At 55.1% G+C, this 25,894-nt stretch carries 22 protein-coding genes and 1 pseudogene; 18 read left to right on the forward strand and 5 right to left on the reverse strand.

The window, feature by feature from the left end; all coding sequences use genetic code 11:
- Entirely contained in the window at positions 1 to 1,170 is a 1,170-nt protein-coding gene (locus C5Y44_RS00805; RefSeq protein ID WP_233189798.1) for an amino acid permease, read from the reverse strand.
- Positions 1,171 to 1,328: 158 nt separating this feature from the next.
- Positions 1,329 to 2,642: a 4-aminobutyrate--2-oxoglutarate transaminase gene (gene gabT / locus C5Y44_RS00810; RefSeq protein WP_105323242.1), complete on the reverse strand. Its 1,314-nt coding sequence runs from the start codon at positions 2,640 to 2,642 to the stop codon at positions 1,329 to 1,331.
- 120 nt (positions 2,643 to 2,762) lie between these two features.
- Here gabT and C5Y44_RS00815 point away from each other — a divergent pair, with 120 nt between their 5' ends.
- Positions 2,763 to 4,208, forward strand: a complete 1,446-nt coding sequence (locus C5Y44_RS00815) for a PucR family transcriptional regulator (protein ID WP_105323243.1) — start codon at positions 2,763 to 2,765, stop codon at positions 4,206 to 4,208.
- Here C5Y44_RS00815 and C5Y44_RS00820 read toward each other — a convergent pair.
- A complete protein-coding gene (locus tag C5Y44_RS00820; protein WP_105323244.1) occupies positions 4,205 to 5,437 on the reverse strand; it encodes a M20 family metallo-hydrolase in 1,233 nt (410 codons plus the stop codon). The two genes, C5Y44_RS00815 and C5Y44_RS00820, sit on opposite strands and share 4 nt — an antisense overlap.
- 41 nt (positions 5,438 to 5,478) lie before the next feature.
- The gene (locus C5Y44_RS00825; RefSeq protein ID WP_105323245.1) at positions 5,479 to 7,128 is read right to left on the reverse strand and encodes an amidohydrolase; all 1,650 of its coding nucleotides are present in this window, start codon (positions 7,126 to 7,128) and stop codon (positions 5,479 to 5,481) included.
- Between the two features lie 125 nt (positions 7,129 to 7,253).
- Here C5Y44_RS00825 and C5Y44_RS00830 point away from each other — a divergent pair, with 125 nt between their 5' ends.
- The 6 genes from C5Y44_RS00830 (at position 7,254) to C5Y44_RS00855 (ending at position 15,536) form a co-directional block, all read left to right on the forward strand.
- Complete coding sequence (locus tag C5Y44_RS00830) at positions 7,254 to 8,393, forward strand: helix-turn-helix domain-containing protein (RefSeq protein WP_105323246.1); 1,140 nt, start codon at positions 7,254 to 7,256, stop codon at positions 8,391 to 8,393.
- Between the two features lie 129 nt (positions 8,394 to 8,522).
- Complete coding sequence (locus C5Y44_RS00835; protein ID WP_233189772.1) at positions 8,523 to 9,905, forward strand: MFS transporter; 1,383 nt, start codon at positions 8,523 to 8,525, stop codon at positions 9,903 to 9,905.
- Between the two features lie 57 nt (positions 9,906 to 9,962).
- A complete protein-coding gene (locus tag C5Y44_RS00840; RefSeq protein WP_105323247.1) occupies positions 9,963 to 11,627 on the forward strand; it encodes a thiamine pyrophosphate-dependent enzyme in 1,665 nt (554 codons plus the stop codon).
- A gap of 174 nt (positions 11,628 to 11,801) precedes the next feature.
- Positions 11,802 to 12,851: an ABC transporter substrate-binding protein gene (locus tag C5Y44_RS00845; protein WP_105323248.1), complete on the forward strand. Its 1,050-nt coding sequence runs from the start codon at positions 11,802 to 11,804 to the stop codon at positions 12,849 to 12,851.
- A gap of 27 nt (positions 12,852 to 12,878) precedes the next feature.
- Positions 12,879 to 14,486 carry an iron ABC transporter permease gene (locus C5Y44_RS00850; protein ID WP_105323249.1) on the forward strand — a complete coding sequence of 536 codons (1,608 nt, stop codon included), beginning with the start codon at positions 12,879 to 12,881 and terminating at the stop codon, positions 14,484 to 14,486.
- Between the two features lie 3 nt (positions 14,487 to 14,489).
- Positions 14,490 to 15,536, forward strand: coding sequence for an ABC transporter ATP-binding protein (locus tag C5Y44_RS00855; RefSeq protein WP_105323250.1), 1,047 nt, complete (start codon positions 14,490 to 14,492; stop codon positions 15,534 to 15,536).
- On the opposite strand, the gene C5Y44_RS00860 is transcribed toward C5Y44_RS00855, so the two are convergent.
- Positions 15,533 to 16,711, reverse strand: coding sequence for an SLC13 family permease (locus C5Y44_RS00860; RefSeq protein WP_105323251.1), 1,179 nt, complete (start codon positions 16,709 to 16,711; stop codon positions 15,533 to 15,535). The two genes, C5Y44_RS00855 and C5Y44_RS00860, sit on opposite strands and share 4 nt — an antisense overlap.
- A 235-nt stretch (positions 16,712 to 16,946) precedes the next feature.
- Here C5Y44_RS00860 and C5Y44_RS00865 point away from each other — a divergent pair, with 235 nt between their 5' ends.
- The 11 genes and pseudogenes from C5Y44_RS00865 to C5Y44_RS00915 all read left to right on the forward strand — a co-directional run.
- A complete protein-coding gene (locus tag C5Y44_RS00865) occupies positions 16,947 to 17,939 on the forward strand; it encodes a LacI family DNA-binding transcriptional regulator (protein ID WP_105323252.1) in 993 nt (330 codons plus the stop codon).
- Between the two features lie 21 nt (positions 17,940 to 17,960).
- Positions 17,961 to 19,535, forward strand: coding sequence for a sugar ABC transporter ATP-binding protein (locus C5Y44_RS00870; RefSeq protein WP_105323253.1), 1,575 nt, complete (start codon positions 17,961 to 17,963; stop codon positions 19,533 to 19,535).
- A gap of 74 nt (positions 19,536 to 19,609) precedes the next feature.
- Positions 19,610 to 20,521: an ABC transporter permease gene (locus tag C5Y44_RS00875; RefSeq protein ID WP_233189799.1), complete on the forward strand. Its 912-nt coding sequence runs from the start codon at positions 19,610 to 19,612 to the stop codon at positions 20,519 to 20,521.
- A 54-nt stretch (positions 20,522 to 20,575) separates the two neighbouring features.
- Positions 20,576 to 21,523 (forward strand): D-ribose ABC transporter substrate-binding protein, encoded by a 948-nt coding sequence (locus C5Y44_RS00880; RefSeq protein ID WP_105323254.1) that lies wholly within the window; start codon positions 20,576 to 20,578, stop codon positions 21,521 to 21,523.
- A gap of 11 nt (positions 21,524 to 21,534) precedes the next feature.
- Positions 21,535 to 22,446, forward strand: coding sequence for a ribokinase (locus C5Y44_RS00885; protein ID WP_105323255.1), 912 nt, complete (start codon positions 21,535 to 21,537; stop codon positions 22,444 to 22,446).
- Positions 22,439 to 22,831 (forward strand): D-ribose pyranase, encoded by a 393-nt coding sequence (gene rbsD / locus C5Y44_RS00890; RefSeq protein ID WP_105323256.1) that lies wholly within the window; start codon positions 22,439 to 22,441, stop codon positions 22,829 to 22,831. The genes C5Y44_RS00885 and rbsD overlap by 8 nt, the downstream gene beginning before the upstream one ends.
- A gap of 93 nt (positions 22,832 to 22,924) precedes the next feature.
- A complete protein-coding gene (locus C5Y44_RS00895) occupies positions 22,925 to 23,188 on the forward strand; it encodes a hypothetical protein (RefSeq protein ID WP_105323257.1) in 264 nt (87 codons plus the stop codon).
- Positions 23,189 to 23,367: 179 nt separating this feature from the next.
- Positions 23,368 to 23,742, forward strand: coding sequence for an ImmA/IrrE family metallo-endopeptidase (locus C5Y44_RS00900; RefSeq protein ID WP_105323258.1), 375 nt, complete (start codon positions 23,368 to 23,370; stop codon positions 23,740 to 23,742).
- Positions 23,739 to 24,458: a hypothetical protein gene (locus tag C5Y44_RS00905; protein WP_105323259.1), complete on the forward strand. Its 720-nt coding sequence runs from the start codon at positions 23,739 to 23,741 to the stop codon at positions 24,456 to 24,458. The genes C5Y44_RS00900 and C5Y44_RS00905 overlap by 4 nt, the downstream gene beginning before the upstream one ends.
- A gap of 557 nt (positions 24,459 to 25,015) precedes the next feature.
- The gene (locus tag C5Y44_RS00910; protein ID WP_146108462.1) at positions 25,016 to 25,315 is read left to right on the forward strand and encodes a hypothetical protein; all 300 of its coding nucleotides are present in this window, start codon (positions 25,016 to 25,018) and stop codon (positions 25,313 to 25,315) included.
- Positions 25,316 to 25,339: 24 nt separating this feature from the next.
- Positions 25,340 to 25,879 (forward strand): annotated as a pseudogene (locus tag C5Y44_RS00915) (tyrosine-type recombinase/integrase); the annotation flags it as partial.
- Positions 25,880 to 25,894: the final 15 nt, after the last annotated feature.

Raw genomic sequence — 25,894 nt, forward strand, 5'->3', positions numbered from 1 at the left:
CTAAGCCCAACCGGCTGGGACAATGCCCAAAATGCTGCCGATGGAATAGAGGAATGCCAAGCCGTAGACGATGATGATGGTCGCCTGCAGAATTGGATGCGCAGTCCAGCCGAGCGACCACTCTGGATTGCGGTCGCCGTGCTTGCGCGCAGCATGCAGCAGCATCACTGGGATAATCGACATGACCACGCCAGCGATACCGCCCGCGTAGCTTAGCGCCGAAACGAATCCGCCAAAGCCCGCGAAGGTGATGATCAACGGCAAGCCAACTGTCATCGCAACGGCGACGCCGCGCTGCCAACCATGCTGTGGCCAGTGGAAAATATCCAGCACGTTGCGCATGGTGGTGTAGCCGATGGCGAGGAATGAGGTCATCATCGCAAAGAGCGCAAAGAGGTTAGCCAAGTAGTACGCAATAGGGCCAAGTTCCTCGCCCCACGACACCGTAACCACCTCAGAGACGTTGGTGCCCATCAGACCCAGTGCTGCGAAAGGAACCGCGGCCAGGGTGATGCCGGTGGCAACCATGCCGCCGATAATGGTGGAGACAATCTTTTCTGGGTGCTTGTCACGCATACCGCGCGCGAGTTCCGGCACGACGTACTGTGCCATGAACGTGAACACAGCCAGGTTCATAATCGGGATGATGAAGTATGGGCGCAAAATCCACAGGTTCTCAAACTCGATGCCTGGGCCAACCACTGTCCACAGCACCAAGATGACCACAATCGCTGCCATCGCGATGGTAATAACTGCCTCTGCAACACCGGTTGCTTCCAAGCCCTTGTACATGATGAACGTACCCAGGGCGAAGAATAACAGCGTGCCGATGGTCGGCGGTATCCCCAGCAGGTTATCCAGCAGCTCACCGGAACCTGCAGCATAACCAATCAACGCGCCGGTGCCGTTAACGGCAATCGCGGCGAAGACTAGCCAGCGACCCCAGTGCCCCAGGTACTGTTCTGCCAAGCCGGATAGCTGCAGCGGCTTATTGGTACGCAGGGAAACTTCCGCCACGTACATCATCGACAGCGTGGTCAAAATACCTGCAATCGCCAGCGCGATGAACAGCGCAAGGAAGCCGCCGTTGCGTCCGGCATAAGGAAGGCTCAAAATTCCGGCGCCGATATTGGTACCGAAGATGAGCGCTATTCCCTGCCACGGGGTAATACGACTTTCAGATTCAGTTGTTTTCGATGGATTGACCGTGTCGTCAACCTTGATGTTGTTATTCAAATTTTTCTACCTTCGTAGTAATACACGTTGAAATAGCACTATCCCCGGCCAGCGCGGTGTCCACCACCAATGCTCGACCGGGGAAGGTTTTATCAGCTCAGTGCTGCACGGATTTCCTTGGTAAGAATCTCCAGTCCCTCACGCAGCAAGTGCTCAGGGATGGTCAGAGCTGGCAGCAGGCGAACCACGTTGCCGTCGAGACCACAGGTCAAGATGAGAACGCCCTGCTTCTTACATGCTGCAGCGACCTCAGCGGTGACTTCACCGTTGATGAGTTCAATAGCCATCATCGCACCGCGACCGCGAACATCCAGGACGGATTCCAGTTCTTCCAAAGGCTCGAAGTACTCGCGCACAATCGCTTCGATTTCACGCGCACGGCCAGGCAGGTCGTGGGTTTCGAATTCCTCAATGGCAGCAAGCGCAGCCGCACACGCCACTGGGTTTCCGCCGTAGGTTCCACCCAAAGAACCAGCGATTGGGCTGTCCATGATTTCCGCACGGCCAGTCACACCAGACAGCGGCATACCGGCGGCAATGCCCTTAGCGGTGGTGACCAGGTCCGGAATGACCTGCTCGTTCTCTGAAGCAAACCACTGGCCAGTGCGCCCAAAGCCAGACTGGATTTCATCAGCGATGAAAACAACATCGTTGTCACGGCACCACTGCGCAATAGCCGGCAGGAAGCCTTCTGCTGGCACGATGAAGCCACCTTCACCCTGTACCGGCTCGATGACAACACAAGCCAAGTTCTCTGGGCCGACCTGCTGATCCAAAACCTTAATCGCACGAGCCGCCGCCTGATCGCCCTTGAGTCCATCGCGGGCTGGGTAGGACATCGGCACGCGGTGAACATCGCTAGCCAAGCTGCCGAAACCAGTCTTGTACGGCTTGTTCTTCGCCGTCATGGACATCGTCAAGTTGGTGCGGCCGTGGTAGCCGTAGTCAAAGACCGCCACCGCATTCTTGCCGGTGTACTTACGCGCAATCTTCACCGCGTTTTCTACCGCCTCAGCACCGGAGTTCAGAAGAACCGACTTCTTCTCATGATCACCAGGGGTCAGCTGGTTTAGCTTCTCACACACCGCAACATAAGACTCGTACGGCGAGACCATGAAACAGGTGTGGGTAAATTCGGCAGCGGCCTTTGCCACTGCATCTGCCACGCGCTTATTGGAAGCACCAACGGAGGTCACAGCAATGCCAGATGCAAAATCGATGTAGGAATTATCATCTGCATCGACCAAGACACCACCATCGGCAGCAACGACATAACCTGGCAGACCCGGGGTCAACGCACGTGCAATGGCAGCCTCACGGCGCGCATTTAGCGCAGCGCTCTTCTCTCCCATTCCATCAGTGACTACTCGACGCTCCTGCGGCAGGTGGTAATCGAAGTCCTTCATGTCTCCTCCTTCAAGACTCTTTCTTTGTGTTCTTACTCAGTATGACGATCTGCTGTGTTGCACACCATGTACACTATGGCGAAAGATTACAGCCTAGTTATACAGAATGGACTTCATTTGATGCTGGAATTTGAGTGGTTATTCAACCAAGGAGCGCTCGAAATCAACCCAATTTGCGCGCCCAGTGCCACCACTTTTTCTGGAGTTCAGACCAATGAGCTTGAAGACGCCACGGAGTTCATTCAGAAAGATTCTGTAGTTCTCACCATTGCTATTGCTTTTGCGAACCGCGAAGATGAGTTGGCTGACTACCTCGCCCACCTGGCTAGTGCTGGCGCTGTCGCAGTTGGTATTGGCACCGGTCTGATATTGCCCACCGTGCCGGAGTCCGTTATCACCGCCGCTAAGGAACTCGGTATTGGGCTTTTCGAAGTCCCGCGCCAGATTTCTTTCATTTCTATCGTGTCCGCGGTACATCAGGAACAAAGCCGGCGAAATGACATCGCCCAGCGGCGGCTTTTGGCCGCGCAGGAAAAGCTCACCCACACCGCCACCCGCGGAAACCTGCAGGAGTTGCTGCATGAGGCCGCGTACTTCATTGACGTTGAACTCTCCATCATCAATGAGCGCGATGATGTGGTGGCCTCTACTGCCCCGCCCGCGAAGCGGAAATACTTCAGTTCTTATGAGATGACCGCCCATGGTGAGCGTCAGCACACGCTGAAGGTTGATTCTAATCATCCCATCGTGGCCGAAGACCGTTCTTTGATTCGGCATTGCGCAGGCTTGGCGGACATGCTGCTTGCCCGGCCGGTGGAGCTGCGCCAGGCGCGCAATGAGCTTAATTCTTTTGCGCTGCGTTTGAGTTTGGGTCTTCCGGATACTACTTCGCCGTCACAGATGCTTCCCACAACGCTGGATTTCCCGCGGGATAAGGAAGGTTTTACACGTCCGGTTGCAGTGCTTGCCGATGACACCCGCAGCCTCGAACGCGGCAAACTCGCCCTGGATGCGAACCTCGAGGAACGCGGGCAATTCCTTTATACAGCGCAGTTAGATTCGTTGAGTTTCCTTGTTTTGTTCCGCGGCGATGCAGAATTACAAGAAATGCTCGAGATGTTCGCCGGCTCGCTGCGCCGCCTGCGCGTGGCAATCGGCAAACGTATTCATTCCACTGAACTGTCTTCTGAGCATGTCGAAGAACTCGTGGCGCGTGCTCGCCCACTTCCGCTGGGAGATTATCTTTCCCCGCGCAGCCAAAGCATGCCATGGCTCAATTCCGAGGCAGTTCGCACAGCACTTTCTAGCCGACGTCGCGAAACCATCAACGTTCTACGCACCATCGATGCCGAACGCAACACCGAACTCGCCCGCACTTTGTCCGTTTACTTAAGAAAAGGCGGGCAGCTCAAGCAAACCGCCGAAGCTTTGAAAATCCATCGGCACACCGCGCGAAACCGCATCGCGCACATTGAGGAACTATGCGAGGTCGACCTTTCAGAGCCCACAGTCTTTGCGGAACTGCTCTTCGCAATTGTCCAAGATACCGACACCGACCTGGACTAAGAGAAAATAAGTTTTGCCGCAACCTCGGTAAACACTTCAACGCCGGCAAGGCAGTCCTCAGGCGTCGTGTACTCAGCTTCGTTGTGAGAGATTCCATCCTTGCTGGGAACAAACAGCATGACGGTTGGGACCAGATCCTTCATGTTGGTGGAATCATGGCCAGCCACGGTAAAGATTTCTTGGTGGGAAATCCCGAGTTCCTTAACTACGTCGCGGCTGAGTTCGATGCCTGCTGATGGATATGGATTTAGATCCCAATAGTGTGTCTGTTCACGCTCAATCGCGGTCTTAGACTCCTCCTCTGCCGCTGCGATGATGGAGTCAAGTTGCTCCTGTGCCGACTCCAATACTTGAGAGTCTGGCGATCGCAGGTCAACGTTGAACTTCACTTCACGCGCAATGGTGACTGGTGAGTTCGGTTCCAGCGTGAGCTGAGAGACTGAAGCTTGTAGCTGCCCGGGCTCATAATTGTTTATAAGGCGACGCACTTCTGCAATCACGAGGGAGGCGCCAAAAAGTGCGTCCTTGCGGTCAGCCATGAGAGTGGAGCCAGTATGGCCTTGCTCGCCGTTAACCGTTAGCTGGAATTTACGTGCGCCCCAGGTCGCGGTCACCAATCCAATCTGATTCCCTGCGTGTTCGAGGTCTTTACCCTGCTCCACGTGAATTTCTGCATATTCTGAAACCTTCGGCGGTGCCTGGACCGGTTGCCAGTTGGCTTGAGAGATGGCTTCCTTAACTGTAATTCCGGATAGATCCGTGGACTCTAATGCGGTGTTGAGATCCATCTTGCCGGTGAATACAGAACTGCCCATCATCGACGGCGCAAAGCGGGAGCCTTCCTCATTAAACCAATTGATGACCACGATGTTGCGTGTTGGCTTCTCCCCTGATTCCTTAATTCGCTCAACGAGGCGCGCAGCTGCATGTGCGCCGGCAAGAACTCCGTAGGCGCCATCGAAGCGCCCGGCTAGGGGCTGGGAATCTAGGTGAGATCCGAGACCGACATAAGGTAACGCCGCATCAAATTCGAACAAGCCATACTGATTACCAATGTCGTCATAAGTAACTTTCGCGCCTAAGCCACTGAGGAGAGAAGCGAACCACTCACGGTTCTTGATATCGCCCTCACTCGCAGCTTGGCGTTCCACTCCGCCCCCTGGTGTTGCACCGTTGGCGCTCATAGCTTCAAAGTCATTGAGGAAGCGCTCATTCCAATCCTGAGTCATGCTGTTCCTTTCAGTAGTGCACATAGATTCTTTACGTGCGGTTAAAACTGCCCGTGTACCAATTCGCCGCCAACCATGGTGGCCAGGATGCCGATATCGCTAATCGCATTTGGTTCAACTTCCAGCGGGTTGTCCCCCAGCACAACCAAGTCAGCGAGCTGTCCCGGTTTGATTTGGCCCTTCTTTCCCGCCCAACCAGTGGCAAAGGCAGAGCCTGCTGTGTAGGCATAGAGTGCTTCAGCCGCAGTGATTCGCTCATCGGCACCATAGATCTCTCCAGTTTCAGTTTCACGGAGCACGAAGGCTTCCATGACTTTCAGCGGCGAGCCGTTAGCCACTGGACGGTCGGAACTTCCTGGTAAAACAATTCCTGCATCGAGCAAACGCTTTGCTGGATAGGACAGGTTAGTGCGAACTTCGCCAATCTTGGCAGCCATGGAATCGCCAAACTCCCGAATGAAACGGGGTTGAGGAACCAAGATGATTCCAGACTCTGCAATCTTCTTGACTTGTGAATCTTGCACCACACCACCGTGTTCAATTCGGTGCGGCATCGAAGGTTGGCCGTAACGAGAAGTCGCTTCACTAATGACCTCGATTGCGAACTCCACCGCGGCATCACCAATCGCGTGCAGCGCTAAGGACCACCCTAGTGACGCTGCTTTAAGCGCTTGAGATTTCATCTCCTTCACGTCACCTTGGAAGTATCCATGATGCGAACAGCACTGGTAGTCCTCGCTCATCGCAGCGGTTGTGCCTAAGAGAGAACCGTCGGTAAAAATCTTGGTTGGGCCGATCTGCAGCCGGTCATTACCAAACCCAGTGCGAAGGCCAGTATCTATACCGAAAGCAGTCTTCTCGCTAGTGTGTCCCTCTAAATCATGCAGGACATCGATGGTTGGCATCAGCTGCATGCGAGTAAGTAACTTCGCTTCCTGGTACGCAGCGATTTCACGCGGAGAGTGACCAATCCATCCGCCAGCGACACCCGCGTCTGTAACCGATGTAAGTCCCTCAGAAACATAGTGAGCTGTCGCTCGCTCAAGCGCTTGTACCAAGTCAGACGTTGCGTCTGGCTGAAGAATATCCTGGATGACGCGCATGGCGTTTTCATCAAGCAGCCCGGTGGCATTGCCCTCAGAATCGGTGACAATCTCTCCGCCTTCGATCGCCTGAGGGCTGTGAGGATCAACTCCTGCAATTTCCAAAGCCTTGGTGTTTACGGTGTAGGCATGTCCAGAGTTGTGCTTAATCAGCAGCGGTCGCCCTCCGGTAACAACGTCGAGCTTGTGAATCTCTAGGTCGGTACCTTCAAGATAGTTCGGGTTGAAACCCGAAGAGATAACCCACGTATCTGCTTTTTCCGAGCCATTGGAGTCTTCGACGTCTAGTGCTTGGGAGATGGATTCATATACGTCTTCAGGTGAACTGGCGTGGCTCAAATCAATTTCTAAAAGTGTCTGGCCGAACCACACAGTATGCGCGTGCGCATCATTAAACCCCGGCGTAATTATCGCACCGCCAGCGTCAATTCTTCTTGCGTGACTAAACTGTCGCGCCGCAGCATCCAATGCGACAATTTTCCCCTCAATGATCGCGACTGCCCGAGCATGAGGCTTCTGCCGATCCTGGGTCAGAAACTGCGCGTTTTCAATGACGGTGACGGGTGAATGATTCAAAGGAGATTGCATCAAGATTCTAAAACCTTAGCTTTCGTTCATAAACTAGGGTTCAACGTAGTCTCTTCTAGGTGAGGATTGTGATGTAGTTGACGAAGTTGGAAATACTTCAATGATTTACAGCTATCGTTGTGCATATGCACGAAAATCAATGGGCCGAGTTAATCTCACAAGCATTAAACGACATTCCGCAGATTGTGGAAGAGTTTCTCCGCGAATTCGACGAAATCGGACTCTATGGGGACTCTGGGATCCCAGATTCTGAGTTAAGATCGACAGCTTTTAGTGTTTTAACGTTGCTTTTGCGCGCAACCACCTCTACCGAAGAACAGGCAAAGATTAAAGAACATGCCGAGAGATTCGGTCATCGACGGGCACGGCAAGGAATTCAATTGCCCTTGCTCGTAGACGCGATTCAACTGGACTTTAAAGTTATTTGGAACTACCTGAAAAAGACTGCGGGCGAAGACTCCTTTGCGGTGTTAATAGATCACGTAGACAAACTCCACTACGTAGTTACTGAATATGCATTCCATGCACGAGCGTCATTTAGACGAGAAGAAGCTCGAACTGCGCACGACTTACGTGTTTTCAATTCTCGTTATCTGGACCGGCTGTTTTCTTCAGGTTCTTTGGGAGAACGAGGTTTAAGCGAAATCTCTCGAGTCCTAGGTTTTGGCGAATCAACCCCTTGTGAAGTGATTGTGTTCCACCCCTCTGCCGCCGACCAAGCCCACTCAGCGCTCGATTCAGTATCGGCATCGGGCCAAATTTACTGCCAAAGCTACGGGACCAGCTTTGCTGCGTTTTGGAAGTCGGACAATCTAGCGAACGAAGAGAACATCAAAAATGCCGCTCTTTTACCCGGAATCCGTTTTGAGACCGTCTTCGGACTATCCGAAGTCCGACAAGTCGTCCGTTCTTCATCTGCGGTTTTTGGCGCCTATGGTCGCCCGTCGCGCCTAGAACCGATAACCGAAGCAATGTGGGCAGTTGCCCGCAAAGCACTCATCTCAGTCTATCGTCGAAGGATTGAAGAATTAACTGCGTACACCAATGAACTAAAAAGCAAAAATGATCCCGTTCTCCCTACGGTGGACGCTTACCTCAAGACAGGTTCCATCAAGCAAACCGCGCAGTTATCATTTTGCCACCGCAACACAGTAATAAACCGAATCAAACAGTTTGAGAGCTGTTCTGGGCTAGATATAACCGTTCCTGAGCAAGCCGCTCTCGCGCTCGTGGTTCTATCTCACCCCGGCAAATCTGTGCTTTAGCACAAACGATCAACAGCAGAGTTCGCGGAATGCCCAGGTTTCTATCAACCTATTGGAATCAAGTAGACGCTTTCATAAAGTGATGTCGCGTACCTAAATGCCATTCCGAATAGATAAGGGTCCTTGACAATGACTTCATCGACAAACCATCAACCGGGACGGGGTCAGCCGTCAGCGGCTGAGCTCAAAGATCAAATTGCTCAAGGCGCAGAAGTAGAAGTCGATCCTAAAGAAGTTGGCCGTATTGCGCGTGCAGCCTTCATCGGCACGGCACTTGAGTGGTACGACTTCTTTCTCTTTGGCACTGCTTCGGCACTTGTGTTCAACCACCTCTTCTTTGCAGGTGCCGGTGGCGCGAATGCCACACTCGCAGCATTCGCTACCTTCGGTGTTGGCTTCTTGGCACGCCCTCTGGGCGCTGTCCTGTTCGGCCAAATTGGTGACAAGTACGGACGCCGTCCAGCACTGATTATCTCCATCGTTGTCATCGGTGTTGCAACCGGCATCATCGGCTTAATCCCCACCTACGGTTCAATTGGAGTTTGGGCACCAGTCATGCTGACGTTGCTTCGACTGTTCCAGGGTGTCGCCGTCGGTGGCGAATGGGGTGGTGCGACCACCATGGCAATTGAGCACGCACCAGAAGAAAAGCGCGGACGCTACGCGGCGCTAGTCCAGATTGGTTCTCCAGTTGGTACTTTGCTTTCCTCCGGTATCTTCGCCCTAGTGCTCATGCTTCCGGAAGAGTCAGTTGACTCATGGGGTTGGCGAATTCCATTCCTAATTGCCTTCCCATTCCTCGGCGTTGCGCTGTGGATTCGTATGAAGGTTGAAGAATCTCCGGTCTTCGAAGCACTCAGTGCAGTTGAGGAAGGCGACAAAAAGAAGGGTTCACTCAAGGATCTCTTCCGCGATTACTTGCCACAGCTTGCACTAGCAACCGCAGCAGCATTGTTGGGCATCGGCGGATTCTTCGTTATGAGTACCTATGTTCTTAGCTACGCTACCGAGACCCTAGGTCTCGACCGCCAGATGGTTGTTAATGCGACTCTGCTGGGTGCAATCTGCCAGATCTTCATCAACATCTTCTTCGGCCGCCTCGGCGAGAAGTTCGGACCGGGCCGCATCATCGGTTGGGGTGGCGTCGCCACGGCACTACTGTCCTGGCCAATCTGGACCATGATTGATTCCGGAAATGCCATCGCGCTGACAATCGCTGTCTGCTTGGGTATTTCTGCAGTAACCGTGACCTACTCTGTTTCTGGCGTGCTCTTGTCCGAGCTTTTCCCTCCAGAAATGCGCTACTCCGGTGTCGCGATTGGCGCCAATATTGCCGGCGCAATCTCGGGCCTGCTCCCGTTCTTGGCCACCTGGATGAATTCCACCAATGAACAGCCAAGTTCAATCTCTGGCATTGTCATTTTGATTATTGTTGCGCTGATTACGGCAGTTGGCGGATTCGTCGGCGAGAAGTACCGCGTTAAGGATAACGTCGTAAGCCAAGAAGCCTAACCACCCAACGCTCCTCCTGATCACCTTCTGTCTAAGAGCTTTTGAAAGGTCACACCAATGTCATCCACCAGCAGCCACAAACACGTTGGACAAGCCATCGTGTCAGCACTGCAGGCACACGACGTGAAAAGAGTTTTCCAAGTCCCCGGCGAAAGCTTCCTCCCCGTTCTTGATGGCCTGTATGAAACCGATATTGAAACCATCGTGTGCCGTCATGAGGGCGGCGCGGCCTATATGGCTGAAGCACATGGAAAGTTAACCAATACTCCGGGCGTTGCCATGGTCACCCGTGGCCCCGGCGCAGCAAATGCATTCGTCGGTATCCATACTGCGTGGCAAGATGCTACGCCGCTGGTGATGTTTATCGGTTTGATTCCGAACTCTGACCGCGACCGCGAGTCCTTCCAGGAATTCGACCCAAGGGCTTGGTTCGGCACGCAGACCAAGAGGGTATTTGTTTTGGATGATCCCTCACGCACTCACGAGATTGTTGCACAGGCTTTCCATGCAGCAACCTCCGGACGCCCAGGACCAGTTGTCATCGGTCTTCCCGAAGATGTCCTCTATGAACCTTTCGGGGGCGCCGAAGCAGCTCCCATCCCGGTTAGCAAAGGCGCGGTGTCCACGACAGACATTGAATACTTGCAACAAGAACTTGGCAAAGCTCAAAGTCCAGTGCTCTATGTAGGTGGCCTGGGTTGGACTCCTGAGTCAGCACAAACCTTGACCAAATTTGCAGAGGCAAACAAGATTCCGGTGCTGCATGACTGGCGGGTATCGGACCGCGTTGCCTTCAACAGCCCTGCCAATGCAGGGTGGTTGGGGTATGGCCGCTCCGATGCCGCCGCTGAGCTGTTTGAAAGCGCTGACCTCGTCATCGGCATTGGCGCCTTGTTCACCGATGTCCCGACCGACGGATATAAGCTGCGCCAATCCCCTGCTGCGAAGAATATCTTCGTCAACATTGATACAGCTCTGCAAGGTAATTCTGGCCCGGTGGCTCACCACATCGTGGCCAGTCCAACCGAGCTTGTTGCTTCTCTTGATTCGCTTTCGCTTGCCGATGTCTCCGCCCGTACCGCCTGGTTTGAAAAAGCACGCGCGGCCCACGAGGAATTTTCCACACCGGATGCAGATTCGCCGCTGCGGGATACCAAGGAAGGCACGGTGAATTTGGAAGTAGTCTTTGAACAGCTCCAGAAGCAGTTGGATGATTCCGCGCTCTTCACCTTCGGCGCAGGCAATCACTGCATTTGGGCACAGCGCTATTTGCCTACCCAGCAGTACCCTTCGCAGCTCAGCGTCAAGAACGGCTCGATGGGCTACAGCGTGCCCGCAGCTGTTGCCTCGGCCTTGGAGGATCCTTCGCGCACGGTGGTGACAATCGCTGGGGATGGTGAGTTCCTCATGAACTCCCAAGAACTAGCAACGGCAGTTCAATATGACGCCCCAATCCTGATAGTCGTGGTTTCCAATGGAGAGTTCAGCACCATTCGAGACCACCAAGAAAACCACTTCCCGCGCCGCATCTCCGGTACTCAAATTAAGAATCCGGATTTTGCAAAGGTCGCTGAAGGTTACGGTGCATTCGGGCAAACCGTACGCTCGAATGACGAGGTTGCTGATGCAATTGAGCAGGCGTTGAAGGCTGTTAGGGAAGATAAGCGTTCGGCGCTGATCAATGTAATTGCGGATAAGGACTTCTCACTGCCTGCGAGTTAGGCATCAAAAAGCAAAAGCGAAAGTAAGAGTCATCACGGGAATTGCACATTATGGTGAATCTCGCACGCTGAGTGTGGAATTATTAAGCTTTGGTTAACCATGTGTGTACCTTGAAGTCTTTTTCATGAGGCACTATCGAATCTTCGTTAGTCCGCATTTCCTATAGGAGCTTTCATGTCTCGTTCTTTCCTTCGCTCGTCCCTTGCTGTTGCTTCTGCAGCTGCCACCGCTTTCGTCTTGGTTGCTTGCTCCGAGCCGACTGAAGGTGGCAGCGATGCTGACTCCACTGCATCGTCAAGCGATGAGCAAGTGACCATCACTGTGTACACCTCCGAGCCTGAGGAAAAGGTCGATGAGATCAATGCGGCTTTCATGGAAGCGCATCCAGATATCAACGTTGAGGTCTACCGCGCCGGCACTGGTGACTTGAACGCGCGTATTGCATCCGAGAAGCAATCCGGAGACATCGAGGCAGATGTTCTGTGGGCAGCGGACTCCCCGACCTTCGAAGGTTATGCCGCAGATGGTGACTTGGCGGAGCTGGAAAACGTGGACACCGAAGGTGTGATGGAAGAAGTCATCGACGAGGAGGGCTTCTACGTTGGTACGCGCATCATCCCAACCGTCATTGCTTATAACACCGACGTCATCAGCGAAGACGAAGCACCGCAGTCATGGCAGGACCTTGTTGACCCGCAGTACAAGGACAAGCTGGTCATGCCAGACCCTGCGGTATCCGGTGCGGCAGCTTTCAATGCTTCGGTGTGGCTAGAGTCTGAGGAGCTCGGCGAAGAATGGATCACGGCACTCGGTGAGAACCAGCCGATGATTGCACAGTCCAATGGTCCGACCTCCCAGGAAATTGCTTCGGGTTCCCGCCCGGTTGGTGTGGTCGTGGACTACCTTGTGCGTGACCTGGCTGCTGCTGGTTCCCCAATCGCAACTGCTTACCCAGAAGAAGGAGCACCGTACATCACGGAGCCAGCAGGTGTCTTTGAGTCTTCTGACAATAAGGAAGCAGCAGAGACCTACATCAATTTCCTGCTTTCTGAAGAAGCTCAGAAGATTGCTGTGGAACAGGCCTACCTGCCGGTGCGTGAATCCGTTGATACCCCAGAGGGCACCCCAGCGCTGGCAGATATCAACCTGCTGACCCCAGACTTGGAAGCAGTTACTGAAGGACAAGATGCTGCAGTCGCAACCTTCCAGGATGCGATGAAGTAAGTGCTTCGCAAGCTTAAGTAACCTTTTATGAAATTACTGTCCTCCATATCTTTCCTTCGCCTTGGCGTGTGGCTCATCATCGCGGGATTCTTCCTCGTTCCGCTATCGATGGTGATAAGCCTTGCACTCGGCGGGAACCAGATTCCCATCCTGCTTGATCAAGGATTGGGTACTGCAGCGTGGAATTCGCTGTACACAACGCTGCTTTCTGCCATCGGCGCGGTCCTTATTGGAACCACCGTCGCATTGGTCACTGACCGCCTCGATACTTATGGCAGCAAGTGGCTACGCCTGCTGTTGCTTTCGCCGCTGCTCGTGCCGCCGTTTATTGGCGCCATCGCGTGGATGCAACTCTTTGGACCAGCGCTAGGAATAAACCGGCTCTTTGGGCAAGAAGTATGGAATATCTACGGCGCTGATGGTGTGACCTCGCTGCTTATTCTGCATTCCTACCCGATGGTCTACATCATCGTCTCCAATGCACTGCGCTCGCTGCCCGGCGATTTGGAGCAAGCCGCTCGCATTTCTGGAGCGTCCAGCTTTGTCACCATCCGCACCATTACCCTGCCGTTGCTGCGCCCGGCATTACTGTCCGCATTTACGCTGACTGCCGTTGCGAACCTCTCAGACTTCGGCATCCCGGCGCTGTTGGGTTCCCCGGCGCGCTTTGAAACGCTTGCCACCATGGTCTACCGCTTCATGGATTCCGGCACCGTGGACAATCCACTGCAGGTTGTCTCCACCATCGGTGTCGTGCTGCTGTTTTTGGGCATCGCAGCCGTATTCGCCGATCACATCGTCGCGCGGTTTTCGGCGTCGGCGTTGCAAGATACGGGGGCATCGGCCCGCATGGAGCTGGGCCCGGCGCGCGTGCCGGTGAGCATCGTCAGCTGGCTTTTAGCGCTAACCATCACCCTCGCCCCTATCGTCGGCTTGGCGTATCGCGCACTGCTGCCGGCCCCTGGTGTGCCCTTTACGCTGGACAATATTTCACTGAATAACTTCGCCAATGCCGTGTCCAATCCGCGCGTTATCGACGGATTCCAAAATTCCGCTTTCCTAGCCATTACCGCGGCGATTGTCTGCGGCATACTCGGCTGGCTCGTGGGCATTTTAGTAACCCGCACCAAGTTATTCGGCAACACTGCACTAACACTTGTGGTGCTGCTGCCGACTGCACTGCCAGGGCTAATCATCGGCGTGGCTTGGCTGATCTTTGGCCGCTACACCGGCATTTATAACACCGTGTGGGTCATCCTCGGCGCCTATATCTGCGCCTTTACCGCGCTGGTGTTGCAGGCTGTTCGCGCGCCGTTGCAAAACACTCCCATCGCAGTCGAAGAAGCCGCCCGGATTTCCGGCGCCGGCCCGGTGCGCGCAATCTTTAGCACCACCGCCATGATGACTGTTCCCGCTGCGATTTCCGGCGCGGTACTAGTTCTTGTCACCGCGGTCCGCGAGCTCACCGTATCCATTTTGCTCATCGCGCCAGGCACCACCACCTTGGGTGTGCAGGTATTCAATCTCCAGCAGGCAGGCAACTATAACCAGGCCTCTGCCCTCTCGCTGGTGTTTATGCTGGTGGGCATCGTAGCGCTGTCTGTCACGCTGAAGTCTCCGAAAGTAGGTTCATAAATCATGTCTGCCATTTCCCTGCAAGACCTCACCGTGACCTTTGCGGATGGAACCAAGGGCCTGCAGGACATCAATCTGGATATCGCCCCGCATGAGTTCATCGCGCTGGTTGGGCCATCCGGTTCAGGAAAGACAACGCTGCTGCGCACCATCGCGGGATTTCTTCACCCCAACCAGGGCAAAGTCGAAGTCGGCGGCAAGGACCTCACGGGTGTATCCCCGGAATCGCGCGGGATGGGCATGGTCTTTCAACAGCATGCCGTGTGGCCGCACATGAGCGTGGCAGATAACGTCGGCTACCCGCTGAAATTCACCAAAGATTCAGCTCAGCTGCGCAAAGAAAAGATTCAGCGCACCTTAGAACTCGTGGGTCTTGACGGCTTTGGAAAGCGCAAGCCGGGAAGCCTTTCCGGCGGGCAGCGGCAGCGCGTAGCACTCGCCCGCGCTATCATCGCCGATCCCACGGTGCTGCTTCTCGATGAAGCCCTCTCCGCCCTCGACGAACCCCTGCGCGATAGCTTGCGCCGCGAACTGGTTGCACTTACCAAGCGCGAGGGTCTTACCACCGTGCACGTCACCCATGACCGCAATGAAGCACTCGCCATCGCGGATCGCATCGTGGTGTTGCAGCAGGGGCGCATCGCGCAGGTCTCCACGCCCGAAGAGCTGCTGGTACGCCCCAACACTGCCGAAGTCGCCGCATTCATGTCCGATGCGACCATCATCCCCGCTCAGCTGACCGCCGCGGGCGCGCGTGCCGATGCCCTCGGCACCACCTGGCCTGCCCACCTCATCGAGCAAGCATCGACAAGCATGGCGCATTCAGACGCGATAAAGCTCGCAGTCCTTCCCGCCGACACACAGCTGGTCTCCCCCGGCACCGACGGCGCAGTCCCCGCCACAATTGAATCCGTCCTCTTCGAACGCGACCGCTTCAGCATCACCGCGAAGGCCGGGGCTTACACCTTCCGCACCACCAGCACGCAGCGGCCAAATATTGGTGACCAGGTGGGTATTATCCCGCAGCGAATGCTCAGCTACCCAAACTAAACCAGCGTCGCGACAGACAGCAGCACAACGACCGGCGCCAAGATACATCCCAGGATAATGAAGGTTACCCATTTGATTTCCACCCCGGCGCGGCGCAGTTGGTCGTGCCACAATAGCGTCGCAAGGCTTGCCCAAGGCGTAACAATCGGCCCCGCATTAACGCCGATGAGCAGCGCAATATAGCTGACCGGAGTGGTAACCATTGGCTCTAAGAATAAGAACGCTGGGATATTATTCATCACATTCGCTGCCACACCACCGGCGCCGGCAATGGCGACAAGTTCCACAAAGCCATCGGCGCCAGTGGTTAAATCGCGCAGCCATCCGGCACCACCGAGGGTGTGCACCAGTGCGGCGACGCCGGACACAGCGGTAACCAGCAGCAAAGAGTTCCACGGCACCAAATCAACAGAAAGCAGGTACTTATTGTGCCTCACGCACGCTGCCATGATGAGAAGCGCGGCAATGGTGGTGCTTAACCAGTACGGGATGGGTGATACCAAGACCGGCATCAAGACCCCAACCACCACGGCACAGATGAGCAACAGGTTGCCATGCTTGCTTGTCGATGCCCCCTGCCCTCGAATGTCCTCTTCCCCTTTTGAGAGACGCGCGTAGAACAAGGTGATGATGGCGGCTGCGGCGATGACGAGAATAATCGCCGTCAACGCCGGTTTCCAGGCATAAGACAAGTAGTCGAGCGTTCCCGAGAAAGCATCTGAGCCTAACGCCAGCAGGTTAGTCAGGTTAGAAACTGGCAGCGGCATCGATGCAATATTAGCTATCCACACCACTGCAAATGCCACGCCAATAACCGGGATGTTATTGCGTTTGGCCAGCGGGATTGCGAGAGCGGTGATCATTACCGCGGTGGTATCAAGCGACAGAAATATCGTGACCACCACAGCGAGAAGCACTAGCAAAACCCACAGCACAGCCGGCCGCAACAGCCGGTGGTTAGGGGCGAGCTTCTCTAGCTTGGAAACAACTTCCTCGAAAAGCCCCACCTGGGAAGAAATATTGACCACGATGGAAATCGCGATGACGAAGACAAAAATCGGGACAAGTCGTGAGACCAAATCGCCCAACGCGGAAAGCTCAACTAGGCCCAGGCCCACCAGTGCCACAGCTGAGAGCACGGACAAAAGCGCCGTTGAACTTAACTTTTGAATCACGCACTCATCATATGCTGGCTAAGGAGCGGCACCCACCATTTTGCCCCCAGATATTCACGTCACGGCGCTGGTCACCTAGTTACCGCGTGGTAAATCGGGGGTAGGCTTAAATCAAGTTGGTGAGCTGTGACACTTGACAGTCCAAATGTGCACTGACTAGGTTTAGATTCATACACAATGCAAACGTTTGCATAACGTAGAAACGGTTACCTCGACTCACGCAAAGGAGCATGGCATGGTGACTGCTCCGGCCACGCTGCGGGACATCGCCCGCGCCTGTGGGGTTTCGGTATCCACCGTATCCCGGGCACTGGCTAATAATCCGGCGATTGCGAAAAAGACTCGGGAATCGATCCAGGCTATAGCCAAGGAACTGGACTATCGCCCTAATGCACAAGCGCGTGCGCTAAAAAGTTCGCGTACTGACGCTATCGGTGTGGTGGTCCCCAGCCTTATCAACCCGTTCTTTTCCGCGATGGCGGCTGCTATTGAAGATGAGGCGAACAAGGCCGGTTTTGCCACGATCATCACCAGTAGCGGTGAAAATACCCCGAAGATTACTGAAGCCATTGAAGCGCTGCGCGCACGCCAAGTCGATGGCATCATCGCGGTTCCACACGCTGAATCAAAAGAGATGTTAGAGCACGTCGCGCGCTCTACTCCCCTGTTATTTATTGACCGCTATATCCACGGCAGCAATATCCCCGCGGTGGTTTCTAATTCCGCACCTGGCATTAAAGCAGCGCTGGAGGCGTTGGCATCGCGCGGGCATAAAAAGATTGGCTATCTGGCTGGCCCGCAAACCACCTCGACTGGTTTAGAACGCTTGAAAGACTTCCAGCGCTTTTGTGAAGAGCTCGGCTTAGAGCAGATCATTCACCACGGTGGCTACCTGCATGAAGAAGGTTTTACCGGCACGCAGAAGCTGCTGGAACAACATCCCACGGCGCTTATCGCTGGTGACTCCATGATGACCTTTGGTGCGTTGGAGGCGTTGTATCGGGAAAACGTGGACATCGGTAAGCAAATTGCTCTCGTGGGCTTTGATGACTTCGTCTTCATGCGCATTCAACCAGCGCCGGTGTCGATTATTGACCAAAACGTCGAAGAGATGGGCCGCACGGCACTGCGTAACCTCGTTGCTTCTTTCGCCGGTAAATCCCCGCCGGAAGGAGCCGTGGTACAAACCCGGTTCATCGCCCGTGAATCCATTGAATTTTCTCCCTAATACTAAAAGGAGGTGCACTTAATGCCCAACCACACCGACGACACAGTTTTACAGCTAGTTAACGTCTCTAAGTCCTTCGGCCCAGTCAACGTGATTAAAGATGTCACCTTGTCTGTTCGCCGCGGACAAGTCCAAGCACTGCTCGGGGAAAATGGCGCCGGTAAATCCACGCTCATCAAGATGATTGCCGGCGTGCACCAGCCAGATTCCGGCAAGATTCTTGTCGATGGCTCCGAGGCCACCATCGCTTCGACCAATGACTCCGAAGCGCACGGTATTGCCACTATCCACCAAGAGCTGAATTTGGTGCCCACGCTATCGGTGGCCGAAAATATCATGCTCGGCCGTACACCGAAGCGCTTTGGCATGGTCAACCGCAAGCACCTCAATGCCCAGGCGCAAGCAGCGTTGAACCTGATTGGTTTGGATGTGCCGCTCAAACAGCCCGTAGGTGAGCTCGGTATTGCTAAGCAGCAGCTTATTGAAATCGCCAAGGCACTATCGATGAATGCGCGCATCCTGATTCTGGATGAACCAACGGCCGCATTGACGGGCAAAGAAGTCGACGCGCTGTTCACCATTCTCGATGAGCTCAAAGCCAAGGGCGTGGCCATGGTGTTTATCTCGCACCACTTAGATGAGCTTGCACGTATTGCAGATACCATCTCCATTTTGCGCGATGGCGAATTCGTCGCTGAAGTTCCAGCCTCAACCGATGAAGATACTTTGGTCCAGCACATGGTTGGTCGCGCCATCGAAGAGCAATACCCGCGCGGTGAGGTTGCCGAAGCGGGTGCGCCGCTGTTGGAGGTGGCGGGGTTGACATCGACAAGCAAGTTTAGCGATATCTCCTTTACCGTGCACGCTGGCGAAATCGTCGGCCTGGCAGGATTGGTAGGCGCGGGCCGCACCGAGGTTGTGCGCGCTATTGCCGGCGCGGATAAATATGACGCGGGCTCGGTGGAAGTTGCCGGCAAAAAGCTCAAATCTGGCGATATCCAAGGCGCTATTCGCGCTGGTGTTGGCCATATTCCGGAAGACCGCAAGGGCCAAGCCTTGGTGCTGGATGGCACGGTCAATGAAAACCTCGGCTACGCCACCTTGGCAGCCACCAGCAAGGCTGGGCTGGCGGACCGTTCCGGGCAAAAGCGTCGCGCGAGTGAAGTCGCGGAAAAGCTGCGCATTCGCATGGCTCATATTGACCAACCCATCCGTAACCTTTCCGGCGGCAACCAGCAAAAGGCTGTCTTTGGCCGCTGGGTGCTGGCGAACTCCAAGGTGTTGTTGCTGGATGAACCTACCCGTGGCGTCGATGTAGGCGCGAAGGTGGAAATCTACAACATCATCAATGAAATAACTGCCAATGGTGGTGCCGTGCTGATGGTCTCCTCCGACTTGCCCGAAATCCTCGGCATGTCCGACCGCATCCTGGTCATGTCCGGCGGGAAAATCGCCGGCGAATTGCCCAAAGACACCACCCAAGACGAAATCATGGCGCTCGCGGTTTCCAATGTTTCATCCGCCGCCAGCGCCGAATCAGTCCACGACAGCGACCACGACGCGGCATTTGCCACCTTAAAGGAGGACTCCCAGTGACCACCGCCCTCAATCCTGCTGCCCCCGCGGCAGAAAAACCTGCGAAGAAACCGAATAAGGTTTTGACGTGGATCATGAACAACGGCGCTTTAGTCGGACTGTTCATCTTGTGCATCGCCTTGTTCATCGCGACCCCGCACTTTTTAACCGTCAATAACTTCCTCAACATCGGCATTCAGGCCGCCACCGTGGCGATTTTGGCCTTCGGCATGACCTTTGTCATCATCACCGCCGGCATTGACCTGTCGGTCGGCTCGGTTGCAGCCTTGGGTGCGATGGTCTCCGCGTCTTTCTTTACGGACCTGAGCCTGCCGGGCTGGCTATCGCTCATTATCGGGCTTCTCACGGGCCTTGCCGCCGGCGCGATCTGTGGCATCGCTACTGCATATGGCAAAATCCCCTCTTTTATTGCAACACTTGCGATGATGTCGATTGCCCGCGGTGCCACCTTGGTCATCTCTGATGGCTCCCCGATTGCAACCGCACCGTCGGTTAACTGGTTGGGCTCGACCGTCGCGGGCATTCCGATTCCAATCGTCATGATGGTGATTGCGGGTCTGGTGTGCTGGTTCATTCTGGAGCGCACCGTGCTGGGCCGTTCGATGTACGCCATCGGCGGCAACCTCGAGGCCGCCCGCCTATCTGGTCTGCCAGTTCGCCGCATCCAGATCATCGTCTTTGGTCTCTCTGGCCTATTCGCAGCGCTCGCTGGTTTGGTCATGGCGGGACGTCTAAGTTCCGCGCAGCCGCAGGCCGGCGTGGGCTATGAACTCGATGCGATTGCTGCCGTAGTCATCGGTGGTGCATCGCTTGCCGGTGGCCAAGGCCGCGCGACCGGAACACTCGTCGGTGCGCTGCTGCTAGCAGTTATTCGCAATGGCCTGAACTTGCTCAACGTATCCTCGTTCTGGCAACAAATCGTCATCGGTTTGGTCATCGCGCTGGCCGTGGGCTTCGACGTCATCCGCAATAAGACTGCGCAGTAGCGCTCAGTTCACCCAAGCTTTCTTTCTCCCTCCAAATTCAAAGGAATCTTTCACATGTTTACTCTTTCCACCACTGCTCGTAAGTCCCTAGCCATCGCTTCTATCGCAGCGCTTTCTGTCTCCGCTGTTGCATGTAACCGCGGCGAAAGCTCCGACGGTGCTGACGGCGGCTCGGTCACCCTGGCGCTATCGACCCAGACCAACCCTTTCTTCGTTGAGCTGCGCGATGGCGCACAGGCTAAGGCAGATGAGCTCGGCATCGACTTGGATATCCAGGACGCTTCCGATGACGCTGCTACCCAGGCCGACCAGCTGCGCAACGCGGAGACCTCCGGCGCCGATGTGGTCATTGTTAACCCCACTGACTCCGATGCCGTGGGCTCGGCCGTGCAGTCCCTAAACAACGCTGATATCCCAGTTATCGCAGTAGACCGCTCCTCCAATTCCGGTGAGGTCGCAAGTTTCGTGGCTTCCGATAACGTTGCCGGCGGCAAGCAGGCTGCCGATGCACTTGCCAAGGCCATCGGCGAGGAAGGCGAAATCCTGGTCCTGCAGGGTATCGCTGGTTCTTCCGCCTCCCGTGACCGCGGCCAGGGCTTTGAAGAAGGCATCGCTGCATACCCAAATATTGAGGTTGTAGCCAAGCAGACCGCGAACTTCGACCGCACCGAAGGACTCAACGTCACCACTAACCTGCTGCAGGCAAACCCAAATATCAAGGCAATCTTCGCTGAAAACGACGAGATGGCCCTTGGTGCCATTGAAGCATTGGGCGCACGCGCTGGCGAGGAAGTAAAGGTCTTCGGCTTCGACGGCACCGCCGATGGTCTCACCGCTGTCGAAGACGGCAAGCTTGAGGGCACCATTGCGCAGCAGCCAGATGAATTGGGTGCACGCGCAGTCGAGCAGGCAGCCGCAATCTTAGAAGGCGGCACCGCTGAGGAAGAAGTTCCGGTTGAGGTTGTCACCGTGACCAACGAGAACGTCGCCGAGTTCAAGTAAATTCATTGAGTATGAAAACTTTAACTGTAGTCGGATCCATCAACGCTGACCTCACCGCACGCGTGGCACGCCACCCCAATCCCGGAGAAACCCTGCTGGGTTCTGGCGGCGGCATTACCGCCGGCGGCAAGGGCGCAAATCAAGCAGTCGCCGCGGCATACCTGGGCGCGAATGTGTCCTTTGTCGGCGCGGTGGGCAAAGATCCTTATGTCGAACCAGCGCTGAAGCACCTGCGTGATTCCGGCGTGGACCTTTCGCAGGTCGCCGAAGTCGATGACACGACAGGTCTTGCAATTATCACTGTGTCTGATGATGGCGAGAACACCATCGTGGTCATCCCCGGCGCGAATGCACACGTCGATTCTGACTTCGTTGCTGAGCGTAACTCAACGATTGCGCAGGCTGACATCGTGCTATTGCAGGGCGAAATCCCTGCCGATGGTTTCGCCGCTGCCGTCGCAGCCGCCAAAGGCCGGGTTATTGTTAACCTCGCGCCCGTTATTGAGGTAGATAAAAAGGCCTTGCTCGCAGCCGATCCGCTTCTTGCCAATGAACACGAAGCAGGCCTTATCTTGGACCAGCTTGGGGCCAAAGCGACGTCGGATGCGCCACAGGATCTCGCACAAGCGCTTGTCGATGCCGGCTTTAACTCCGTTGTTCTCACCCTCGGCGCCCAAGGTGCACTGGTGGCAGCGGATAAGGAACTCATCGATATTCCCACGCCGAAGGTCACTGCCGTGGATACCACCGGCGCGGGTGATGCTTTCGCCGGCGCGCTGTGCGCGCGCTTGTTAGAAGGCGACGACCTCGTGCAGGCAGCAACTTTTGCTGCACGCGTGGGCGCGACCTCCACGCTGCAAAATGGTGCGCAGGCTTCATATCCCCGGCCATCGGATGTTCTAGGTGAGGTGACAGATGCTTAAACGCGGCCTTTTAAACCCGCAGCTTAATGAAGCACTCTCCCATCTGGGACACACTGACGCGGTAGTCTTCGCCGATGCGGGTCTGCCGCTGCCAGAAGATGTCGCAGTCGTCGATCTGAGCATCACCTTTGGCCTTCCTTCCATGGACGATGTCATGCGCGCGGTCATGGCGGAGCTAGTCGTGGAGGGTGCTACGGTGGCATCGGAAAGCCCGGCGAACTTTGTCTCCTTGGTGCAAGAAACTGGCAAGCTGGCTGATACCGCGGTGACCTATATCAGCCATGAAGAGCTCAAAGCATCGCTGTACGATGCCAAACTGATCATTCGCACCGGCGATACCACGCCTTTTGCCAATGTCATCTTCCGCTGCGGGGTGCCCTTCTAGAGCACTTTCAATCACAGCAAACTCCAGGCGGTGGTCCATAATGAACCTACGAACATTAAAGAGTGGCTAGACTCCCTCCCAGGCTCCCCTACAGTGAGCCAAGCGGCAGACTTCGCAGGCGTATCCAAAGCGACCTTCTTAAGGCATGAGAAAACCGGCAAAACTACTGCCGAATTTGTTGTAAAAATTGCACGCGCTTACAACGTCAACGAAGTTCAATCACTCATCAACTTGGGGTTCGTAGACGAAGCGGCCGTCATGGAGGTTGCTATCGAGAAAGCCTTGGGAATGGCTAAGAACTCTCAGATTCTTGCCGAAATGAATAAGCGCCATGACCCCGAAGCGCGCCGCCTATAGCGTGCGGAGGGCAAGCCGGGAGTTATCGATTTAGATGATCACCGCAGCCCAGACCCTCTGTCCGATGCTCTTGATATGAATGATGGCACGGTCGCGGAGTTTGACTATGGCGAGTATGCCGCGGACTCTTCCGATGATGAGCAAGCCCTTAGGGAAGAACGAGGTAAGGATTTGATCGATTGATAGACAAGCTGATTACCACCGCAGAAAAGCGCGGATACCGGGTGCGGTGGCACACCAAAGGGCCTAAAGCCGCATGGCTACCACAGCAGCAGGCCATCACTCTTAGGCACGGCATGGATGATGTGCAGACCCTCTGCGCCCTTGCTCACGAGCTAGGCCACGCGCATTACGATGACCCGCCAGGACACTTCGACGCACACGAACTTCGCGCCGACCGGTTTGCCGCGAAACTACTCATCAACCCCGATGATTACCGACTTCTAGAAACCACCTTTGGACCACACCCCGGACGCCTTGCCCACGAATTGGGCGTGACGGTCAACGTCCTCAAAACTTGGCAAACCCTACACGAAAGCAAAATCGCATTATGAAACGCCTATTCCCTATCGTTGCGTCCGTATTGTTGCTCACGGCGTGTAGCGCGCCGGAATCCACGCCTGCGCTGGAATCCACGAGCGTTACCGCATCCACGAGTTCAACAAGCACCACCACGTCGAGCGCCGCGCCCACCACTAGCGCAGAACCAACCCCCACCATCGAACCCGCAGCAACCACCAGCGACTACTACCCAGGCGACCCACGCCTAACCCCTGTCAATGCCACCTCAGACACCGTAGGCATATTCCTCGCCCACGACATAGCCGACCCCTCCGGCAAGTACTACGTGTTCTGTAACGGCGGCACCCTGACAAAAGCCGAAGGCTCCCCTGTCGAATCCGGCACCTGCTCCGAACTAGCCACCTGGGATGAAGTCGCCCAAATAGCCGCACAATTCTCTGACGTGCTCCTGGTCGAAATGGAGAAAGCCTTCACCGAAGTCGAAGCCGAGATAAACGCCGAAATGGAGGAAGAGGGCTACACCACGCCTGATAGTCCGTACCCCGATACCGCCGAGAATGCTGTGTTTAACTCTTGCTGGGAGAACGGATATGCACAGTTCACCGATGGCAGCGTACGTCCTTACGCCGACTGTGAGCTCGCTCCAGTCGAGCAAACCCCATCCCCCTGGGTGCAAGGACAAATCGACTGGGTTGACTGTCTAGACGCAGGTAACACCGAAGAGTATTGCCGCGAAACCCTGAACTAACCCCCACGTGATCACATCATCCATCCTGATTTGCCAACGTCGTAAAACTTGCCTATCCCTATCGAAAGGAACCACCATGGATGCCGCAAAGATTGCCGTTCCAGCGATTCTCATCATCGGCACCATCGGTTACATGTCGTCTGGGAATATTGCTGACGCGCTTTTGAACAGCCTCCAGTAACGAAAAATAAGCCCCTTTTCCACCTAGGCGACCAAACCATAACGGGTGAAAAAGGGGCAGTGTCCAACCCATCAAACGATCAGACAGGATAAGTGTAACAATGGCTCCGCAGAAACGAACCACGGCAAAAGGAAAAACACGGTGAGTAGCCCGCTACCGTGACCTCACCGGTAAAGAACACAGCAAAAGCTTCGACCGGGAGCGCGACGCGGAAGACTGGGTAGCTGAGCAAAAAGTATCCATCAACAAAGGCACATGGATTGATCCGGCAGACTCAAGCGTCACCGTAGGCGAGCTAGTCGATGAATACATCAACCTCACGCCAAACAAAGGAACACGTGAAGACAGAGAGTCGTTGCAGAGCAATCTGGGGGATTTGAAAGATATTCCGCTATCTAAACTTCGCGCATCACACATCAAGAATTGGGCTATCCAACTCCGCGATGGCAGGCCGTGGAAGAACAATAAGAAACTATCAGCATCCACGGTGAAGGTAAAAGCTGGTCAGCTGCGCGGCGTGCTCAACCGCGCCCACGAGGACGGTCTGCTTCCCAGACCTTTAGGTAACACTCTAAAAGGATTTGACGTAGGTGAGGAAACTGATTTCTACGTCCCTCTGGCGAAAGAAATTAAAGCGCTTGATGAGTATGCGGATTGCTGGTTTCGCCTGGCTTAGCAGCTTGGTGCAGAAGCTGGCCTTCGTGCGAGTGAAGTCTGCGGCTTGCGGGTGATGGATGTTGATTTTATTCGTCGTGTGATTCGTGTTCGGGTCCAGGCGGAGCGTGGGAGTGGCGAGAATGTTGTTCCGCTTAAGTCGGAGGAGTCGCGGCGGGATATTCCTATTTCTGAGGATTTGGCTTTGGACTTGTCGACTGCGCTTATTGGGCGTGATGCTGCTCCGGAGGATCGTTTGTTGATATCTGCGAGGGGCTGCAATTTGTATGCAAAGCGGATTACTGGGGAGATGGACAAGGCGCGTAAGGCCACGGGTGTGGATAGGCGGATTCACTTCCACTCTCTGCCGCATCTGTTTGCGTCGCGGCTTTTGGCTACGGGTTCTCCTTTGCCTGTGGTGTCAATGTTGATGGGGTATGCGAATGTAAATGTTACGGCGCAGGTGTATTCGCATTATTTGCCGGAGCAGGATGATGCTGCGCAGGCGGCGATTGATGCGCTTGCGGGATTCCTGCGGGATGGCGATAAAGGAAATGATGAGAGTGAGGAATTGAATAGTGTGTGACCTTGCTGTTTGTGC

This window comes from Corynebacterium sp. J010B-136, from assembly GCF_002967075.1.
GTDB lineage: Bacteria > Actinomycetota > Actinomycetes > Mycobacteriales > Mycobacteriaceae > Corynebacterium.

Excerpts from the sequence above, each read along its gene's own strand:
- gabT (WP_105323242.1), bottom strand. The coding sequence starts at position 2,642 with ATGAAGGACTTCGATTACCACCTGCCGCAGGAGCGTCGAGTAGTCACT.
- C5Y44_RS00815 (WP_105323243.1), top strand. The coding sequence starts at position 2,763 with ATGCTGGAATTTGAGTGGTTATTCAACCAAGGAGCGCTCGAAATCAAC.
- C5Y44_RS00820 (WP_105323244.1), bottom strand. The coding sequence starts at position 5,437 with ATGACTCAGGATTGGAATGAGCGCTTCCTCAATGACTTTGAAGCTATG.
- C5Y44_RS00825 (WP_105323245.1), bottom strand. The coding sequence starts at position 7,128 with ATGCAATCTCCTTTGAATCATTCACCCGTCACCGTCATTGAAAACGCG.
- C5Y44_RS00830 (WP_105323246.1), top strand. The coding sequence starts at position 7,254 with ATGCACGAAAATCAATGGGCCGAGTTAATCTCACAAGCATTAAACGAC.
- C5Y44_RS00835 (WP_233189772.1), top strand. The coding sequence starts at position 8,523 with ATGACTTCATCGACAAACCATCAACCGGGACGGGGTCAGCCGTCAGCG.
- C5Y44_RS00840 (WP_105323247.1), top strand. The coding sequence starts at position 9,963 with ATGTCATCCACCAGCAGCCACAAACACGTTGGACAAGCCATCGTGTCA.
- C5Y44_RS00845 (WP_105323248.1), top strand. The coding sequence starts at position 11,802 with ATGTCTCGTTCTTTCCTTCGCTCGTCCCTTGCTGTTGCTTCTGCAGCT.
- C5Y44_RS00850 (WP_105323249.1), top strand. The coding sequence starts at position 12,879 with ATGAAATTACTGTCCTCCATATCTTTCCTTCGCCTTGGCGTGTGGCTC.
- C5Y44_RS00855 (WP_105323250.1), top strand. The coding sequence starts at position 14,490 with ATGTCTGCCATTTCCCTGCAAGACCTCACCGTGACCTTTGCGGATGGA.
- C5Y44_RS00865 (WP_105323252.1), top strand. The coding sequence starts at position 16,947 with ATGGTGACTGCTCCGGCCACGCTGCGGGACATCGCCCGCGCCTGTGGG.
- C5Y44_RS00870 (WP_105323253.1), top strand. The coding sequence starts at position 17,961 with ATGCCCAACCACACCGACGACACAGTTTTACAGCTAGTTAACGTCTCT.
- C5Y44_RS00875 (WP_233189799.1), top strand. The coding sequence starts at position 19,610 with ATGAACAACGGCGCTTTAGTCGGACTGTTCATCTTGTGCATCGCCTTG.
- C5Y44_RS00880 (WP_105323254.1), top strand. The coding sequence starts at position 20,576 with ATGTTTACTCTTTCCACCACTGCTCGTAAGTCCCTAGCCATCGCTTCT.
- C5Y44_RS00885 (WP_105323255.1), top strand. The coding sequence starts at position 21,535 with ATGAAAACTTTAACTGTAGTCGGATCCATCAACGCTGACCTCACCGCA.
- rbsD (WP_105323256.1), top strand. The coding sequence starts at position 22,439 with ATGCTTAAACGCGGCCTTTTAAACCCGCAGCTTAATGAAGCACTCTCC.
- C5Y44_RS00905 (WP_105323259.1), top strand. The coding sequence starts at position 23,739 with ATGAAACGCCTATTCCCTATCGTTGCGTCCGTATTGTTGCTCACGGCG.